Below are 19131 nucleotides of genomic sequence, written 5' to 3'. Positions count from 1 at the left end.
TTTGAAGTATCAAAACGAGAGATGTGGCACCTGTTGAACCAAACCCTCTTATCTCATGCAGAGCATTATGCATATCCCTATAAAAAAATCCCCGGTAGCCTGCTACCGGGGATTTTTTATTCAATTGCTTTGCAGTTCTACTGTTTGCTGATCCTGTACATACTTCCGCCATCGGTAACCGCGTATAGTATGCCATTGTTTTGGGCCACATCCCGAAACCTTTCTTTCTTATCCGCCAGTAACCTTTCTTCTCCAACCACTTTATTATTCTCAATTACCAGCCGTATAATATGCATGCTGGCCAATCCTCCTATGAACAGGTTATTTTTCCATTCCGGGATCGCATCACCTGTATAGAATACCATACCACTGGGTGCAATTACCGGATCCCAGTAATAAACAGGTTGTTCCATCCCTTCTTTTTGCTGAATGGAATCACCAATCTTTCTGCCATCATACTCTATTCCATAGGTAATAGTAGGCCAGCCGTAATTCTTACCTGCCTGAATGCGATTCAGTTCATCGCCACCGCGCGGACCGAATTCAGCCTCCCATAAATCCCCGGTTACCGGGTTAAGGTCAAGACTTTGTGCATTGCGTATGCCATATGCATAAATTTCCGGCATGGCATCTTTCTGGTTAATGAAAGGATTGCCCGTAGCAGGTTTACCTTCTTTGGTGATCTTAAATATCTTTCCAAGACCAGAGTTCAGCCATTGCGCCTGCTTCCGTCCTTCCAGTATTGATCTTTCACCTGTGCTTACAAACAAGTTGCCATCTTTATCAAATACCAGGCGGGAACCAAAATGATTTTTGCTCTCCAACGCCGGTGTGGCGCGGAAAATAACAGTGGGGTTTTGAACAGTAGCTTCATCGGCAGAGATTTGCCCTTTGGCTACCGCCATTAAATTTCCTTTACCCTTTTTTTCAGAGAATGACCAATAGATCGTTTTATTTTGTGCAAACTCCGGATCAAATGCTACATCAAGCATACCACCTTGGCCGCCATCGTCCACTGCGGGGAAACCGGTAATTTTTTTAACCAATGCACCATCGGCACTGTGGATCTCCATGTAACCCGACTTTTCTGTTACCAATAACCGGCCGTCGGGCATAGGAACAATTGCCCAGGGCCTGCCCAGATTTTCGGCTATCTTTTCTACTTTATAAGGTGTGGTGGTTTTTACTCCATTAACTCTGGTTTGTCCCTCAAAGGCGGGCTTGTAATCCACATTAGGAGCGTTGGTTTCAACCGGCGGAATCACCGTAGAATCGGCGGCGGGAGCGCTGGCAGTATCGGCAGATGAGTTATTGCCCGCACATCCGTAAAGCGAAATGGCAGCAGCAATAATTGAAAAACATGCGAAGGTTTTCATTTGCATAAAATTGTCTTTGGTTTTGTAAGATGTAAATATAATCAAAGTGCCGGTTTTATATTGTCTGTTTAATAATCATTACAACAAAACAATTCCCTTCCCGCACATCTTTTTCTTTTCTTCTGAAGGCCATATGCTGACCTGCACTTCCCCAATATGCGATTTTCTTAATAAATACATGCACAATCTTGATTGGCCAATACCTCCGCCAATGCTTTCGGGCAACTTGCCGGTTAGTAAACTGCTATGAAAAGGTAGGGTTGATTTTTGTTCACAATTTTTTTCTTTTAACTGCCTGATCAATGCATTTTTATCTACACGAATGCCCATAGAAGAAAGTTCAAATGCCGACTGTAAAACAGGATGCCATACAATGATATCTCCATTTAAACCTTTGTGTCCTTCTTCATTTTCAGTGCTCCAGTCGTCATAGTCTGCTGCACGACCATCATGAGGATTACCATGTGACAGTTTGTTGCCAATACCTATAATAAATACTGCTCCGAATTTTTTTGCGACAGCGTTTTCCCTTTCTTTGGGCGAAAGGCCGGGAAAGCGTTGTAACAGATCTTCAGAATGAATAAAATGTATCTTTTCCGGAAGTTGAGGCAGCATATCCGGGTAATACTGAGATACAACCTGTTCTGTTTCTTTTAAAGCATTAAATATAGAACTTACCGTTTTTTTCAGGTATGACAAAGTTCTGTCGGTAACATCAATATGTTTTTCCCAGTCCCACTGGTCAACATAAATAGAATGTATAGGACTGTAATCTTCATCCGGTCGAAGCGCACGCATATCAGTAAGAATACCCCTGCCGGTATCTACATTCAGCTCTTTTAACCGAACACGTTTCCATTTGGCCAAAGAGTGAACAACCACAGCGCGTTGTTCATTCAAAGATTTGACAGGAAATGAAACAGGTCGCTCAATACCATTCAGGTCATCATTCAACCCCGTTCCATCTAACACAATAAGTGGAGACGACACTTTTGTCAGGTGTAAATAATCACAAAGAAACCGGCTGAAAGTATCTTTTACCAGTGTTATTGCCGCTTCCCTTTGCAAGATTTCATTCATCACTATAATATTTTGGAAGGCAAATGTCGGGTTTTAATTTAAATTACAATTTTTCACTACCATCCACCCTATTAAAAGATACAATTTCCTTCTAAACAGATATGTATTTTATGTCTCCTTTAATTGTCCGGAACTTTTCCCACTTAAATAAACTCAAACACAGGATAATAATGCTGCTACCTATTGTTTTCATTACTTGTATTTCCTTTCCTGTATTTTAAGTAGATTTACCCTCTAAACTTTTACTATGTCTGCCGCAATCAACTGGGCCGAAGCCGTTAAGCCGCTGATCAAAAAATATAAAAACAAAAAACACCCGCTGAATTATGAAAACGTTTACCAACTGGTGGTAATGGTGGTTTTATCGGCACAGGATTCCGACAGGCATATTAATGAACTCGCACCCAAATTATTTGAATCTTTTCCTGATATGCGGGCGCTTTCAAAAGCCACTCCCGAAACCTTAACGCCGTTTATCGGATCGGTGCGCAATTTCGGCAATAAAATAAAATGGCTGATGGAGATGGGGCAGACGATTAAAGACGATAAAAATATTCCAACAACCCTTGAAGGTCTTACTGCTTTAAAAGGTATAGGCAGAAAATCGGCCAATGTTATTTTGCGTGAATCAGGCCAACCTGCAGAAGGCATAATTGTGGATCTGCATGTAGTACGTGTTGCTCCACGACTCGGTATCGCCACCGGAACCGATGCAAATAAAATTGAAAAACAACTGATGGCGGTATTGCCACAAAAAGAATGGGATGCGGGTATGGCGATGTCGTTTCATGGCAGAGAGATTTGCAGACCGCAACCCAAATGCGAGATATGTTTTATGAAAGCCTTTTGCGCGTACTACAAAGCACACAGGCAAACAACGATGTAACTTTTTATTTTCTGTTATTCCACCGCTTTAATTGCGGGTTGAAAAACGGCGTAGTGAAAACCGCTGCGTTAATAAGCCTTCACGTCATACTAAACTCAATAACTTAACCTGCAATTAGAAAATGCCCCGGTAAGATAAACTGCCGACCTTTTTATTTTTCTATCTGGTCGCTTTTTATACATTGATACCACCACTCACTTCTATACGTTGCCCGTTGATCCACCGGGCCTCTTCCGTACAAAGAAAAGCTACCACACCGCCTATATCATTTGCAGCACCCACACGGTTCAATGGCGACAGGCTGCTCAGCCTTTCTTTCATTTGAGGATTGCCGCGGATAGCCCCACTGTTGAAATCTGTTTCAATGGGCCCGGGCGCTACCACATTTGCACCAATACCTTTTGTTCCTAATTCTTTTGCAAGGTATTTGGTAAAAACTTCTATTGCGCCTTTCATGGATGCATAAACGGAATAGCCCGGATTGGAAAACCGGGTAGTACCGGTAGAAATATTAATAATTCGGCCATTTTCATTTATTAAGGGCACAAGTTTTTGTGTAAGAAAATAAATGCCTTTGAAATGTACATTCAGAAATTCAGTGAACAGTTCTTCTGTTACCTCTAAAAAGGGAACAGTGGCGCCCATACCGGCATTGTTTACCAAAAAATCAAAGTTGTTCGTATTCCATTTTGTCCCGAGTATATGGATCACTTCTTTTACAAACTGATCAAGCGAAGAAAACCGGTTCATATCTAATGCAAGTGATGAGGCTTTTTGTCCGCCGCTTTCTATCTGGCGTACGGTATCTTCCGCTTCTTCTTTATTTGTTCTGTAGGTAAGAATGACGTCTATCCCTTTTTTGGCTATGCTTAATGCCATATCTTTTCCCAATCCACGGCTTCCGCCTGTTACCAGTGCAATTTTCGATTTAGATGACATAAAGGTTTTTTTTAAAATATTGCTGCAAAGCTAAGTTTGTATAAGTAAAGTTGATACCATCCTTATGAACTTCTGGATATTGCTTTATAGGAATATGGGGCGATCACAGGTAACCGCCGCATTGCGGGCATTCATATTAAGAGACTTAAATAAAAGCGGAAGAGGTTGTTAATGTAGCTACATACAGTGGAAGAAGACAGTTGGAGCAATATATCCAACGCCCGGAATTTTACCTGGATAGTTTATTACGACTCAGCTTCAACAGTTGCTTCAGCGAGGGGAGTATTGTTTTTAATGCTCAGTTGAAAATCGTTGCTCAGCGAAAATTCAAGATACTGACCTGCAATTAACTTTTTGGTCACTGCATCTTCCCGCAACAGATCGGCCAGTTCTTTAGCAACGGCAGCCTGCTTTATTTCAGAATTGATTCGCCCTTTGTTGAGCTGGAGCTGTGTAAAGCTGAATTTGATTTTACGTCCACCGGTTGCCCTTTCAAAATCTGTATGGTTCATACTCAGCTTTTGCTCCGAACCGGCAGAGCGTTTTAAAAGGATAACGATAACCGGGAGATATTTTTTCCATGTTTGTGTGAACATACAAATATTATTTTTTCATTTTATTAACTGTTGAACGTTAAATCATTTTCCGCAACCAATAGTGAGGCACAACTGCTTTTCAATTATCACTCAGGCGGGTAAATTCGGCGCCATTGTATATACGCGCCAGACTGCTATCTTTTGTTTTTTCCCATTCTTCTACTTTCGAATCCGACACAATACGCCAAAAATTTTTTGATTTCAGTTCCTCATAATCATCCGTACGGATAAATAATCCTTTTACCGTAGCTCTCTGCTTAAAATGGATATTTACCTTAACATTCTTCTTCGGTTTGCATTCAATGAACTTTTCTATTTTATCATTTGTCATACGAGAATTTGTTTAATATAGTACAATTATTCTACAGCAATACCATCCGGTGCATTAATAAACTGAAAGCTACCACTTTGGCAAATCATTTTATTTAGCCCCAGGAATATGGTTATCCAATTGGTAAAACGAATCTTGTCTGCACCCGGCATCCGAAATCTACATTTCTTATATTTTCATAGCAGACAGAAACCAAATAAAACTTGAGCAGTGCGCTGGTGTAAAAGAAAAATATGAGAGCAGAGATTGTTCGCTTACAAAAGATTAACTCAAATAATAATGCAAAGATACGTTTTATTTACGATTTAATCGCTTTTCGGGCAAGGAAATAGCCGGCCATCACAGGTGCTGCCATTTATTAAGACAAGGCAGTAGCCGGCTTATTGTAAATTCCCAAAGGGTAAAATACTTAATAATACAGCGCTGATATCTAAAAGTACTGCGGGTTATAAAATCTGTGGATTTATGGCCATACATTCCACGGAATAACGCTCAGCATTAAAATCAAAGCAATACTGTAAAAAAGGATAATACTATTGTATTTCTTGGTGTTGCTGCTTAGCTTTTTAGCCCTGGAATAGCCAATGGTAACCAATACAACGGCAATAAGCATCATTAAAGGATGTTCTATTATATACAATCTTGACACTTTCTCTTTCATTGCATCTCCCGAAAAATTGGAAGCACCCAATGGCGACAGAAAATAAAGCACTATTCCCAACAGGAACTGAAGGTGAGCACATATCAATCCAATTAAAGCTATTTTACGGCTTCCGGCGGTAAAGCTTTTTTTGCGTGATGCGATTGCATAAATAATCGCTATAACCAATCCTGCCAGTAACAAATAAGCCAGTCCCGAATGAAAATGTTTTATTCCTGTGTACATAACAACATGAGTTTGTTTGTCGCGAAAATAACCAGTTTACGGGTAAATCCTGATTATAAATACGAAAAATCAATATTACCTGTCAGTCTAATGTTTTTAAAAGATCGTCAAGGTCAAGCGCTTTTGTATACATATCCAATGATCCATCAGTTTTAGACGGCCAAAATTCCTTTGGCCTGTCCCAATACAACTCCACGCCATTACCATCAGGGTCATCTAAATACAATGCTTCTGATACCCCATGATCGCTTGCCCCTGTTAATGGATATTTTGCCTTTCGCAGGCGTTCAAAAATGACCGCAAGATCTTTACGTGTGGGGTAAACAATGGCTGTATGGTACAGACCAACACCATACACTGGCGCCTGTGGCGCTCCCTTACTATGCCAGGTATTTAAACCAATATGATGATGATAGCCTCCGGCAGATATAAATGCGGCCTGGCTGCCATACATGGTGGTTACTTCAAACCCAAGCAAATCGCGGTAAAACGCCAGCGACTTTTCAATATCCGATACTTTTAAATGTACATGCCCGATTCTCGTTTGTGCGGGAATAATATAATCTGTACCCATAATGAATGCGTTTATGCACAAATGTAAACGGGATAAGGAAAATATATTTATATACTTCCTTGATAATGTAATATTATTTTGCAAGATTTGTTGGTCATTTCATTCCTCCCCTGTGTAAGTACAGATCTCCATCCTCAATATCCCGTTTTATTTTCTAAAAATTTAAACTTATTGCCATGAGAAACAATCTATGCTTATTCGCCTTATGCATTGGTATCCTTTACACTTCCTGCACAAAAGATATGAATGCAAGATTTGAAAACAGTGGAACGCTGCACATTCCCAACCAGGACCGTGGATTTATTATTGTTGTAAAAGAAGGTATTAATACACAAAATATAGCCGCAGAATTAAGCAAGCTGGGTGTAAGAAGATTTGTATTAAAGAATAGCAATAATGAATTAGGACTAATAGAAGTACAAACACCCGACCCATCCTTTCCCGAAAAGGCCCGCCGGGTTGCAGGTATTGAATCGGTAGTGGTGGATGTTGTATTGAACTGGAGACTGCCGGAAAAAATACATAGAATTAGCAAAAGGGAAATAACAGCAGCAGGAGCATCGTACAGAAAGAATGCCACTCCACCGCCTATAGTAAATAATAATCCTTTACGTTTTTTACAATGGGGATTGAATTCCGTGCATGCAGAGCAGGCATGGGCTAAAGGATTCCAGGGTAGCGGCGCAAGAGTAGCTGTGCTGGATGGTGGCTTTTTGCTGAACGATCCGGAAATAATGCCCAATATTATGCTCTCACATAATTTTGTTGATGGAGAAGAGATACAGTATCATGGAACAGAAGGTTTTAGCCATGGAACACATGTTGCAGGCACCATTGCTGCGTTGAATGATGATGAAGGTGTGGTTGGCGTAGCCCCGCAGGCAAAACTCATTTTGATAAAAGTATTAAACGATGAAGGAGACGGAACATTCAGCGCGATAATAAATGGCATCTATTATGCGGCTGTTAATGGCGCCCATGTTATTAATATGAGCCTTGGCGGAGAATTGCCCCGTAGAACATATATGGATGATAATGGTACGCCGGATGATCCATCAGACGATTTAATAGTGCAGTACGGCAGGGATATAAAAGAATTGGTTACAGCAATGAACAGGGCGGTTAAATTCGCCAACAAAAAGGATGTTACAGTAATTGCGGCAGCAGGCAACGATGCTTATAACTACGACTTTGAGAAGGATTTTATTACTTACCCCGCAGCGTGTAAGGGAGTATTAGCCATTGCTGCCAACGGTCCATTGGGATGGGGTATAAACCAGGATACTTCTTTGTATCTGCCTTCTATTTTTACCAATTCAGGCAAAAAATTCATCGCATATGGTGCACCGGGTGGCAATTACAGCAATCCATTAAATACGCAGGTAGTACAAGTGGGGTTTGTGGTAAACTATGAGTTTGTGTTCGATTTTATATTTAATATTGGCGGCATTGATGAAACTACTAATGAGCTCTTTTATTCATGGGCTGCCGGAACAAGTATGGCTGCACCGCACGTCAGTGCTGTTGCCGCTTTATTATATGGAAAATATGGGAAACGTGCTTCGCCGGAAATGATTGACCAGGTATTAAAAAACGCTTCTACAGATCTGGGCGCCCATGGCAAAGATGGCTATTTTGGTAACGGGCAAATCAATGCGGAAAAAGCAGTTAAATAGTCGTTTATGGTTTATAGTTCGTTGTTTGTCCCAGCCATAACAATCCGTCAGTAATCAGTTTATTTTGAACCGGATTATTAAACTGGAAGGACAATTCTTTATTGGTTTTATGTTCATAATCAATATCGTTATGCCCCATATTGATATACAGCATTTTGTATTTTGTATTCGTCCACACTGCCGGATAGTAGCCACTGTGCCATATTTCATGTGGTTTAGGCCCTGTGCCGAGCGGGAAACTTGATGAGTCAACGGATAGTAAAATTTTGATGTCCGGGTTTTGCCGCAGATCTTTTTCCCAGCTATACCATTCATTGGGAGAAGATGTAAATGTTTGCGGTAAATGCCTCGTGGCAGGATGAGTTGAATCCTCAACGCGTAAAATAGCAGATGTTGGTCTCCAGGTATTTCCTTTGTATTGTCCCGCCCCTATAAATTCATTGTGATACCAGTTCCAGTTCTGTGGAAAATCCGAAGGAGTAAGTGCGAAACCTGCAAAGTGGAATCCCATCCAGGCTCCGCCATTGTCCATATATTTTTTGAAAGCATTTCTTTGTCCGGTAGTCTCAGGCCGGGTGTCTAAAAAAAGCACTACCTGGTATTGGGAAAGGAATTTGGTGTTCAGGTTATTCCAGTTGTTGGTGGAATCATACACAAAATTATAACGGGCGCCTATTTGCGGAAACCACCTGTTGGCCTCATGCACAAAACTGATATGTGCCTTGTCGTTTTTGGCCGTGTAAAAAGCAATTACTTTAAACTCCGGTTTGCTGCTTTGTGCATTGCCGCGAAAGAGTGTAAAAAAGCAAAAGACATAAATTACAATAGCTTTCATTCGTATATTTAATGGAGTACACCTATTTCCTGCTGCTCAAAAATATATTTAAAAATAAAATTAAATGGATAAAGTATGGTTAATAACGGGCTGTTCCACAGGCTTTGGGCGCGAATTGGCCAAATTGGTATTGAAACAGGGATACAAAGCCGTAGTGACTTCCCGCAATACAGATGATGTAATTGATATAGTAGCTCCTTATCCCGGTACGGCTATCGCTTTGCCATTGGATGTAACAAAGCAATCCGATATCAATGCAGTTGTAACCCAGGCATTGCAAAAGTTTAACCGTATTGATGTGCTGGTTAACAATGCCGGCATCGGTTATTTTGGGGCGATAGAAGAAAGTGAGGAAGAGGAAGTGCGCCGCATGTTTGAGATCAATTTTTGGGGACTGGCGCATGTTACTAAAGCAATACTGCCGGTTATGCGCAAACAGCGCAGTGGTCATATCATTAATATATCATCTGTCGGGGGATTGGTTGCATTTCCGGCGCTTGGTTTTTATAACGCTACCAAATTTGCCGTTACTGCCTATTCTGAAGCTTTAGCCAAAGAAACGGCTCATCTTGGCATCAAAATAACCACTGTTGCTCCCAGCGGCTTCCGTACCGACTGGGCGGGCAGATCAGCAAAAGACAGCGCCTTAACTATTGACGATTATGCGCCCACGGCGGGTGCAAATAAAAATACAGTGCGTGGTTATAGTGGCAGCCAGAAAGGCGATCCCGTGCGTGCCGCAAAAGCGATTGTAAATGTTGTGGAATCTGAAAATCCACCTTTACTATTATTGCTGGGTTCCGCTGCCTTAAGGAACGCAAAAAATAAACTGGCCGCATTGCAACGCGATTTTGATGATTGGGAGAACGTTACCAAAGGAGCGGATTACCCTGAAGGCGAATAAAGGTTTCAGGTTGCATGTTACAGGGAGATACCCCTGAAACCTGCAACAATCGGCCACCGATCGCTGATTACTGACAGCCGCTAACTACAACAGCATTCATCATTTGCTGAATTTTTAAACATGCGCATCATTATTATTGGCGGTACCGGCCATGTAGGCACATTTCTGGCGCCACGGCTTGTAAACGCGGGTCATCATGTCATTTCCGTTTCACGCAACGAACGCAGGCCCTATATACAAAACGCAGCCTGGCATGCGGTTAAGGAAGTAAAAATGGATCGCAATGCTCCCGGGCAGCAAGATGTCTTTGGTAAAAGGATAGCCGAAATGGATCCTGATATTGTCATTGATATGATTTGTTTCAACAGGAAAAGTGCGGCGCAAATGGTAAATGCTTTGGAGGGCAGCATCAGGCAGTATCTTTTTTGCGGCACCATATGGGTATATGGCCGCAGCGTAATGATACCTACTGAAGAAGACCAGCCACGCAAACCTTTAAGTGAATACGGAAAGAACAAAGCCGATGCAGAAGCATATCTTTTGGGGGAATCTAAGCAAAATGGTTTTCCCGCAACCATACTTCATCCCGGTCATATTGTTGGTCCGGGATGGAAACCAGTTAACCCGGCAGGTAATCTCAACCCGGAGGTCTTCAAAAAATTAGCCAATGGCGAACAAGTGCTACTGCCTAACCTGGGCATGGAAACGCTGCATCATGTGCATGCTGACGATGTGGCGCAGGCTTTTGAGCTGGCGATCAGTCATGCTTCGGCGGCTAAGGGAGAAAGTTTCAATATCGTTTCCGCCAAAGCCATGAGTATGCGGGGCTACGCCGAAACAATAGCTGAATGGTTAGATAAACCTGCGAATCTGAAATTTTTGGACTGGCAAACATGGAAGGAATATGTATCTGATGAAGACGCCCAAATTACCTGGGATCATCTCATTCATAGTCCCTGCTGCAGTATTGAAAAAGCCCGGCGCCTTTTGCAGTATAAGCCCCGGTACAGTTCCATTGCCGCTATTCAGGAGGCACTGGAATGGCAGGAAAGAAATGAAAATCTCCTTAAATGAAAAACTTAACATTGGAAATGTTACGCTACTATTATATTTGAGTTATTAAATGAATAATGCCTATGACCGATAAAAAAATATCAAAAAAAGAATTCCGTGATAAGGTGTCCAAAAAAATTGAAACCGCTCTTGAAGATATAAGGGGTGAAATAGATGCCAAAAAATTTTTTAAACGGATAAGAAAGATGAGCAATGTGCTTGCTGATGATATTGTTAAAGCGGCTAAGAAAATAAAAGAACCTAAAACAAAACCAGTTAGCAAAGCAAAACATCCGGACAATAGCAAAACTGCTTCAAAATCGCCGGAACGGAAAAGGATTAAACCGAAAGCAAAGCCTGGTTCTGCATAATTTTAAAACAGGTTTAAATGGTTGCCAATCTTTACAACAGGTTGACAAGCATTTTTTACAGCGGATACTTTTATCTTTGGAATGATATCCATAATTCCCCGCATAGTTCACCCGATGATTTTTGATAGTATTTCTGTATTGTTGTTAACAGGTTTTGTTATTGGCACGATTGGTACATTAATAGGAGCGGGGGGAGGTTTTATTCTTGTGCCCTTATTATTATTAACTCACCCGCAGTTCTCACCCGAAATTGTTACTGCTGTATCTATTGTTATTGTGGCCGCTAATGCCGTTTCGGGTTCTGTAGCGTACAGCCGCTCTGGCCGCATTGATTACAGGGCGGGCATATTGTTCGCTCTATTTACTGTTCCCGGCTCTATACTTGGGGTGTACACCACAAAATATATTCCGTATTCAGTTTTCAATATCATTTTCGGTATTCTGCTACTCTCACTGTCTGCCTTTCTTTTGTTTAAAAAAGGAGACCCCGGTTATTCGCAGAATGAGCGCACCGGCAATAGCAAAGGACAACGGTTTAATGTGCTTACAGACAATAAAAACACCACATACCGGTATACGTATAATGCCTATACCGGCGCTGCCATAAGCGTGATAACAGGCTATCTTTCACCTTTGCTGGGTATTGGCGGCGGCATTATTCACGTGCCGGCAATGGTGCATTTGCTCCGCTTTCCCGTATATATTGCTACAGCTACTTCGCATTTTATTCTTGCGGTTATGGCTACCGTTAGCGTAATCGTACATGCCTCGCAGGGAAACTATAACGATCCCTATATATTACGCATGGTAATATGGCTATGCGTTGGCGTGGTAGCAGGTGCTCAGTTGGGCGCCTGGCTTTCTCATAAAATAAAAGGAACGGTTATCGTAAAAGCATTGGCCCTTTGTCTTGCGCTGGTAGCACTAAGGTTATTATGGGGAATAATGTCCTAAAACCCGGGCTCCGTACATCAGGGGATATATTCCGCTTATTTTAGCTACGCCGTTACCGGTTTCGCTTTTCTCCGGTTAACAAGTGAAATGAATAATCCTGCTGTAATAAACATGATTAAGCTATATACCACAGCCGGAATGGCCATGGTTGCATTGCCCAGCATAAGCGGACTGCTGGCAATTGCAATGGCTAAAGTGCCATTTTGAATACTGGTTTCGATACTGATGGTGATTTGTTGCGGCAAAGGCAGGTTGAACAGTTTGGGTATATAGTAACCCAGAAGCATACCCGATAAGTTCAGCAGCAGTGCTGCCGGCCCCGCAAGTACCATGGATTGTACAATGCTTCCTCTTTCCTGGTAGATGGCAGCGAAAATAACAAGCACCAAAAAAATGGCCGACATGATCTTTACCGGTTTTTGCGCTTTTTGAGAAAAGCCGGGCGCCAAAGCCTTTACTACCATGCCAATAGCTGCGGGAACAATAGTAATGGTCACTATTTTAAGGATTGAGCTCAGCACATCAAGATGAAATTCAGAAGCAATACCCATATAATGCCCTATGGCAATATTAACCATAAGGGGAATGGTGAATATTTTTACAATACTTGAGATGGCGGTTAAGGAAATGCACAACGCCGTATCGCCATTGGCCAGGTGGGTAAGCAGGTTGGAAGTAGGCCCGCCCGGGCACATCGCAAGAATGATGAGCCCAATTGCCAGTTCCGGGCTGTTTTTCAATAATAACGCCGCAATAATAAATCCTAAAACAGGCAATAATACCAATTGTGTAAATGATCCGGTGATCATGGCTTTGGGATACAAAAATATCTGCTTAAAATCGGTGAGCTTCAGAGAAAGGCCAAGCCCGAACATAATGATGGCCAACGCAAGGGGTAATAATGCAGTTGAAATAATACCGGGGTTCATGCTAACACTGGTTATAAGGTAAACAATCGTAAAAAGGAAGATACAGATTTTTAGCAAATGTGGCTAAGCTTTAAATAAATATAAAACAACCCACAACCTACTATCATGCCAGGCACTCCATTAAACCTTCTTTGCCATTCTTAAAAAGCGGTAACATAAAAATATGCTGGAGCAGGAGAGTCCCACGATGAACCCAATCCAAATACCTGTAGCGCCCAGTTTTCCATTAAAAGCCAGTACATATCCCACAGGGATACCCACAATCCAATATGCGACGCCAATGAGCAGGGTAGGTACTTTAACATCTTTAATGCCGCGCAACAAACCCGCCGCTATAGCCTGGGTGGCATCGGATATCTGGAATACCGCTGCATAAATCAGCAGTAATGATGCCATTTGAATAACGTTTGCGTTTTCATTAAATGCTACAGGTAATAAATTGCGGAATACAATAAAGATAACGGCGCAGCATACGCCATACAGCAAAGCAGTGATCAATGTGCTTTTGCCGATTGAAATTATTTTCAATCTGTTGCGCCTGCCATACGCGTTGCTTACTCTTATTGAGCTGCCTTGTGCAAGTCCCATAGATACCATAAAGGTAAATGAAGCGCAGCTTAGCGCTATCTGGTGGGCTGCCTGGGATGTAGCGTCAATGGTTCCAATAATTATACCCGATATGGCAAATGCACCACCTTCCATGCCTACCTGTAAACTGCTGGGCACGCCGATATGTAATAATTCTCTGATCGTTTTTAGGCGGATCTTCCACTGTTTTTTTCTTACGATGATATAACGGCGAAAAAGCGGGTGCCATAAAATAACAGCGCCAAGTGCAAGAAACATCAGCGAACGGGTGATAAGTGTGCCCCAGCCGGCGCCAGGTAATTCGAGCCGGGGAAAACCCCAGTTGCCGAAGATCAGCAGCCAGTTGATGAATATATTTACGGGTAATGCAACAAGTGAAATGATCATTGCGGTACGTGTTTTCTCCAATCCATCGCTAAATTGCTTGAGCGACATAAAAAGTAACATGGGAATAACACTCCACCCCATCAGCTCCAAAAAAGGAACAGCCAGTGCGGCTACTTCAGGGTCTTGTTTTAAGTGAAAGAGGATATTCTTACCAAGCACAAGAAATAAGGAAATAACAACTGCCGTTGCAGCGCATAGCCAGAACCCGTTATAAAAATAATGCGATACTTTTTGTCCGTCTTTACGCCCGTGCGACATGGATACCAATTGCGAAACGGAGATGGTCATGCCAATGCCTATTACAAAGGGAATATTCAGAACGGCTAATACCAGCGCGCCTGCAGCCAGTTGCTTATATCCCAGCGCACCTACCATCGCCGTATCAATAATATGCAGCGCCATCTGGGCCAATTCGCCCAGTATTATAGGAAACGATAAACGCAGGGTGCTTTTGGCTTCACCCCATAAGGATAAATGCATATAACCTGAGATAATGGCAGCAAAGATGGAATATTTTAAAATAAAGCAGTTGGAAATTTACATACCGTGAACAGCATACCGGTCAGTCATTTATTTTTGTAATGCACAATGATTCATTGGCATCACTGCCGATCCGCTGCATGCGCGGCAACAGTATTATTTTCCGGGATGTTGGTTGAAAATATAGTTTGTGTGGGTAATGCAAACTTTATTTTTTCCTTTTCAAACCTGTCGAAAATAGCAAAACATATTTCCTGGTGGGTATTCATGTATAAAACATAATCCGGGGAATTGATGTAATAAACGATTTCATAGTCCATGCTAAACTCACCAAACGATTTAAAATGCGCCCTGTCGAATGATGCGTTTTTATTGTTGGTGATAATCTCCTTTATTATTGACGGAATTTCCTTAAGCTTTTCTGAAGGGGTATAGTACACTAAGCGAACATTGAACACAACCCTTCTTTTTTCGAGTCTTTTAAAATTGTTGATTACTGTTTTCACCAGTTCTGAGTTCGGCATTACCAATTGCTGCCCGTCGAGACTTCTGACATGCGTGGTTTTAATACCTATTTTTTCCACAATCCCACTATAGTTGTTTGCCACGATAAAGTCCCCTACTTCAAAAGGTTTATCAAAAAAGATGACAAAGTAGCTGAAAAGGTCTCCCAATATATTCTGTGCGGCTAATGCTATGGCTATTCCCCCAATACCCAATCCGGCAATAATGGTGGTGATATTGTATCCGAGGTTATCTATAAGAGTGATCAGGCCAAATGCCCATATTATGCCTTTTACCACCATCAAAATTCCCGAAAGCTGTTTAACACGTTCCGGCGCTTCTTTTTTTCTGTTCATGCGCAGCAAAATGGCGCCATGAACAACAAAGTTGATAAGCCTTACCACAAAATAAGTGGTGATTACCATAATGGCTACTTCTAATATACGTGCTAATTTGGGTTGAAGTGTAAGCTGTGTAATAATGCTGTAATTTACCAAAAGGTATATACAGGGAATAATGAATTTCTCTGTTCCTTTAATCAGCAGATCATCAAAAATATTGTCGGTGCGAAGCGACTTTTTCTTTAAATAACGGATAACGATCCCTTTGATAACTTTCACTATGAGCCAAACCACCACTATTCCGCCCGCAGCTATTAAATAGGCAGCAATGGTATTTCCCCAATATATTTGTTGTAAAATTTCATTCATGATACATGGACTTTAATATAAGCAGCACAAAAAAGAAAAGGTGCAAATTTACCACATTACGATGGCATAACCATGTTAAAAAACCGATGCACATATTAGCAGTATTGGTTGCGGATACGCTTTTGCCGGTGATGCTTCGGTTATGCATTTAGGATAGTATAATGTGATGATTTGTTTCAATTACAAATGAGCAACCTATCACCAACATCCGGGGGGGCAAATATTTTCGCATATTGCGTTACCTTTCAGTTATAATACCGCAATACGTTATGTACAGACATAAAACAATTTTTATTTTATTGTTAGCTGCCTGCAGCTTACAATGCGGATATACAAAAAAAGCGATCAGCGGTTCAAGTGTATTTCCCGAAGAAATCGTTCACTTCATCCCATATAAAAACAATCCTGTTTTTGCAGGCACCGGCGGCGGCTCATGGGATAGCCAGATTCGTGAAAGGGGGTATATACTCCGGGAAGACAGTATCTACCATCTCTGGTATACCGGTTATGAAAATGGAAAGGATAAAGTGAAATACCTGGGATATGCTTCTTCGCCTGATGGGTTCATCTGGACCAGGCATAAAGATAATCCGGTCTATTCGCTGGACTGGGTGGAAGATATATTTGTGATGAAAGAAGATGACATTTATTATATGTTTGCCGAAGGAAGAGATGATATTGCACACCTGCTTACATCAACAGACCGCATTCACTGGACAGGACAGGGTAATCTTGACATTCGCAAAACCAACGGTGAACCTATAGATAAAGGCGCATACGGAACGCCCACGGTATGGAAGGAAAACGGAACTTGGTATTTGTTTTACGAACGGGGCGACCTGGGCGTTTGGCTCGCTGCTTCCAGAGATATGAAACAATGGACCAACATACAGGATGAACCGGTATTAAAGATGGGACCGGAAACATATGACAGGTATGCTGTGGCGGTCAACCAGGTAATAAAGTACAAAGGATTGTATTACGCATATTACCATGCTTCGGCCTACGAAGACTGGCACGAATGGTCAACATGTGTTGCTGTTTCGGAAGATTTGATCCATTGGAAAAAATATGACAATAACCCCATTATGGGTAACAATACTTCGAGCGGTATTTTAGTAAACGATGGTAAACGCTACAGGCTCTATACAATGCATCCTGATGTGAAGGTATTTTTTCCCGCTACGGATAGTTTGCCATAGTAACTGGTGAAACAGCTATTTCTTCCCCCGCCGGATAAAATTTATGCTTAGCTTAGTAGCAAGCTTAAATGCACACTATGTTCACCAGGAAATTTTTGCTGCTCTATACACTTCCCTGTATGGTATTTGTTTTGGTATCCGGTTCGGTAAAATCACAGAACGGTTTAACGGTTATACCGCTTTGGGAAAACGGCCCTCCCGGTTTTGAAAATAAAAAAGATGAAAAGGAAGAGGCCAAAGACTGGTGGGTGAAAAATATTCATAATCCTTCGGTTACCGTTTTTCTGCCTCCAAAGGAGAAGGCAACTGGTGCTGCTGTGATTGTTTGTCCTGGCGGCGGACATCGTACACTTGTATTTAATGCGGAGGGTAAGGATGCGGCAAATTATTTAAACAGCATTGGTGTTGCCGCATTCGTTTTAAAATATCGTTTATTCCGGGAGGAAAGCTCATTGTATACGGAGGAAAATGCAAAGCAGGATATTTTTCGTGCTATGCGCCTGGTTCGCAGCCGGGCAAAAGAATTTAATATTGATACCGCCAGGGTAGGGGTGATGGGGTTTTCAGCGGGAGGCGAAATGGCAGGCTGGGTATCTTATCATTACCTGGAAAATCATACGGTGAAACCTGATAAGATTGATGTGCTATCTGCAAGACCATCTTTTCAAATTTTAATTTACCCGGGACCTTTAGCCGTTCCTGATTCGGTTTCAGCTACAGCTCCTCCCACTTTTTTACTGGCGGCAAATGATGATGAATGCTGTTCGGAACCCGTTGTGAAATTATTGCAAATGCACCGCCAGGCAAAGGTTCCGGTAGAGGTTCATTTGTATACACAAGGTAAACATGCATTCAACATGGGAGCCCGATCTTCACTGGTAAGCATTAAAAACTGGCCGCAACGTTTGGCAGACTGGCTAAAAGATACAAAACTGGCTTCTATGCCAGATGCAAAATAACTGGCATAACACAGAAAAGCCGGTAACCCCGTAATCAGGATGAGTACGAAAGTTACCGGCGATAAAAAAAATTTAAAAAGTAAATTTAAATGGAAATCACGCTATTGGTGCTACCATAAATATTAGGTTCCAGTCCGTCAGCTTCGGGATCATTAATCCATTCTGTTTCGTTTACCCTATATTTAAATTCGTGCTTTGAATCTTTAGGCAGGTTAACATCGGCACTAAATGTTCCGTCTTTTTTCCTGCTCATTAAAACTGCATTTTCCCAATCGCTGTTCAATCCCAGTATTTCAACAGTTTCAGCGTTTTCAGGCTTAAAAGCGAATTTTACTTTGCAGTAATCTTTGGTTTTAAAATAGGTTTTCTGTACCATGTGCTTTCTTTTTAATTGTTGGTTTATAAAATACTTTAAAATAACGGCAAAGCAAATCGCTCAAAGGTAAACACCTTTTTCTGCCTTTAATACAATGAAGTGTAAAAAGTAACCTGAAAGCCTGAGTTGATTTTTTCCACATATATGTGTATAAGTAGGGTTCTTAAAATCATTATCTCATATTTTATTTTTTATATTTATTATATATATGTGATAGTCAAATACTTGTATTAAAATATAAATTTCAAATTAATAGTTTAAGATAAGAACTATACTCCCGCATTACGCAGTTCCGGGAATAGTTGCTCCATTATTGTTTTAAAGTTTCCTTTTTCATATAGCATTTATTTAACATTTTAATAAAATTATAGTAATCAAATCATTAGATTTTATTCTTTTGTTCATCGGGCGGTAACAGGTATTTTATCGAAATAAAAAATATGCTCTCACGTTAAATCAGGATGGTTGAAATAATTTAAAAGCCGGACACATATCCGGCAATTCAACTTCAAAATACCGGCTCCCAATTTTTTAA

At 41.3% G+C, this 19131-nt stretch carries 20 protein-coding genes; 8 read left to right on the top strand and 12 right to left on the bottom strand.

From position 1 onward, the window contains the following. Positions 1-137 precede the first annotated feature (137 nt). Both FRX45_RS21460 and asnA read right to left on the bottom strand, forming a co-directional pair. Complete coding sequence (locus tag FRX45_RS21460) at positions 138-1421, bottom strand: PQQ-dependent sugar dehydrogenase (protein ID WP_226805508.1); 1284 nt, start codon at positions 1419-1421, stop codon at positions 138-140. Positions 1422-1454: 33 nt separating this feature from the next. Next, positions 1455-2456, bottom strand: a complete 1002-nt coding sequence (asnA, locus tag FRX45_RS21455) for an aspartate--ammonia ligase (protein ID WP_226805507.1) — start codon at positions 2454-2456, stop codon at positions 1455-1457. A 247-nt stretch (positions 2457-2703) separates the two neighbouring features. On the opposite strand from asnA, the gene FRX45_RS21450 reads away from it, so the two are divergent. Then, positions 2704-3342: an endonuclease III domain-containing protein gene (locus tag FRX45_RS21450; RefSeq protein ID WP_152270539.1), complete on the top strand. Its 639-nt coding sequence runs from the start codon at positions 2704-2706 to the stop codon at positions 3340-3342. A 174-nt stretch (positions 3343-3516) separates the two neighbouring features. Here the strand turns inward: FRX45_RS21450 and FRX45_RS21445 are convergent, their stop codons facing one another. The 5 genes from FRX45_RS21445 to FRX45_RS21425 form a co-directional block, all read right to left on the bottom strand. Further along, positions 3517-4281: an SDR family NAD(P)-dependent oxidoreductase gene (locus FRX45_RS21445; protein WP_152270538.1), complete on the bottom strand. Its 765-nt coding sequence runs from the start codon at positions 4279-4281 to the stop codon at positions 3517-3519. A gap of 245 nt (positions 4282-4526) precedes the next feature. Then, the gene (locus tag FRX45_RS21440) at positions 4527-4877 is read right to left on the bottom strand and encodes a hypothetical protein (RefSeq protein WP_152270537.1); all 351 of its coding nucleotides are present in this window, start codon (positions 4875-4877) and stop codon (positions 4527-4529) included. Between the two features lie 79 nt (positions 4878-4956). Then, positions 4957-5208 (bottom strand): short-chain dehydrogenase, encoded by a 252-nt coding sequence (locus FRX45_RS21435; protein ID WP_152270536.1) that lies wholly within the window; start codon positions 5206-5208, stop codon positions 4957-4959. A 463-nt stretch (positions 5209-5671) separates the two neighbouring features. Further along, positions 5672-6094, bottom strand: coding sequence for a hypothetical protein (locus FRX45_RS21430; protein WP_152270535.1), 423 nt, complete (start codon positions 6092-6094; stop codon positions 5672-5674). A gap of 82 nt (positions 6095-6176) precedes the next feature. Further along, positions 6177-6668: a VOC family protein gene (locus FRX45_RS21425; RefSeq protein ID WP_152270534.1), complete on the bottom strand. Its 492-nt coding sequence runs from the start codon at positions 6666-6668 to the stop codon at positions 6177-6179. A gap of 176 nt (positions 6669-6844) precedes the next feature. Between FRX45_RS21425 and FRX45_RS21420 the strand changes: the two genes are divergently transcribed. Further along, complete coding sequence (locus FRX45_RS21420; protein ID WP_152270533.1) at positions 6845-8344, top strand: S8 family serine peptidase; 1500 nt, start codon at positions 6845-6847, stop codon at positions 8342-8344. A 4-nt stretch (positions 8345-8348) separates the two neighbouring features. Here the strand turns inward: FRX45_RS21420 and FRX45_RS21415 are convergent, their stop codons facing one another. Then, complete coding sequence (locus FRX45_RS21415) at positions 8349-9179, bottom strand: ThuA domain-containing protein (RefSeq protein WP_152270532.1); 831 nt, start codon at positions 9177-9179, stop codon at positions 8349-8351. Between the two features lie 64 nt (positions 9180-9243). Here FRX45_RS21415 and FRX45_RS21410 point away from each other — a divergent pair, with 64 nt between their 5' ends. The 4 genes from FRX45_RS21410 (at position 9244) to FRX45_RS21395 (ending at position 12461) form a co-directional block, all read left to right on the top strand. Next, a complete protein-coding gene (locus tag FRX45_RS21410; protein ID WP_152270531.1) occupies positions 9244-10083 on the top strand; it encodes an oxidoreductase in 840 nt (279 codons plus the stop codon). A gap of 120 nt (positions 10084-10203) precedes the next feature. Next, entirely contained in the window at positions 10204-11157 is a 954-nt protein-coding gene (locus tag FRX45_RS21405) for an NAD-dependent epimerase/dehydratase family protein (protein ID WP_152270530.1), read from the top strand. Positions 11158-11219: 62 nt separating this feature from the next. After that, entirely contained in the window at positions 11220-11507 is a 288-nt protein-coding gene (locus FRX45_RS21400; protein ID WP_152270529.1) for a hypothetical protein, read from the top strand. Between the two features lie 81 nt (positions 11508-11588). Beyond that, complete coding sequence (locus FRX45_RS21395; protein ID WP_226805506.1) at positions 11589-12461, top strand: sulfite exporter TauE/SafE family protein; 873 nt, start codon at positions 11589-11591, stop codon at positions 12459-12461. A gap of 44 nt (positions 12462-12505) precedes the next feature. Here the strand turns inward: FRX45_RS21395 and FRX45_RS21390 are convergent, their stop codons facing one another. The 3 genes from FRX45_RS21390 to FRX45_RS21380 form a co-directional block, all read right to left on the bottom strand. After that, positions 12506-13447, bottom strand: coding sequence for a bile acid:sodium symporter family protein (locus FRX45_RS21390; RefSeq protein ID WP_226805505.1), 942 nt, complete (start codon positions 13445-13447; stop codon positions 12506-12508). A gap of 63 nt (positions 13448-13510) precedes the next feature. Then, positions 13511-14845 (bottom strand): MATE family efflux transporter, encoded by a 1335-nt coding sequence (locus tag FRX45_RS21385; RefSeq protein WP_152270527.1) that lies wholly within the window; start codon positions 14843-14845, stop codon positions 13511-13513. A 122-nt stretch (positions 14846-14967) separates the two neighbouring features. Beyond that, positions 14968-16059 (bottom strand): mechanosensitive ion channel family protein, encoded by a 1092-nt coding sequence (locus FRX45_RS21380; RefSeq protein WP_152270526.1) that lies wholly within the window; start codon positions 16057-16059, stop codon positions 14968-14970. A 269-nt stretch (positions 16060-16328) separates the two neighbouring features. On the opposite strand from FRX45_RS21380, the gene FRX45_RS21375 reads away from it, so the two are divergent. Further along, on the top strand, positions 16329-17261 hold the full coding sequence (locus FRX45_RS21375; RefSeq protein WP_152270525.1) for a glycoside hydrolase family protein: 933 nt from the start codon (positions 16329-16331) through the stop codon (positions 17259-17261). A gap of 77 nt (positions 17262-17338) precedes the next feature. Next, entirely contained in the window at positions 17339-18220 is an 882-nt protein-coding gene (locus FRX45_RS21370; protein ID WP_152270524.1) for an alpha/beta hydrolase, read from the top strand. Between the two features lie 85 nt (positions 18221-18305). On the opposite strand, the gene FRX45_RS21365 is transcribed toward FRX45_RS21370, so the two are convergent. Then, positions 18306-18596: an isoamylase early set domain-containing protein gene (locus tag FRX45_RS21365; RefSeq protein WP_152270523.1), complete on the bottom strand. Its 291-nt coding sequence runs from the start codon at positions 18594-18596 to the stop codon at positions 18306-18308. Positions 18597-19131: the final 535 nt, after the last annotated feature.

Source organism: Agriterribacter humi (genome assembly GCF_009192765.1).
GTDB classification, from domain to species: domain Bacteria; phylum Bacteroidota; class Bacteroidia; order Chitinophagales; family Chitinophagaceae; genus Agriterribacter; species Agriterribacter humi.
The sequence above is the reverse complement of the archived record's forward strand: the minus strand, read 5'-3'. Positions and strand labels throughout refer to the sequence as shown.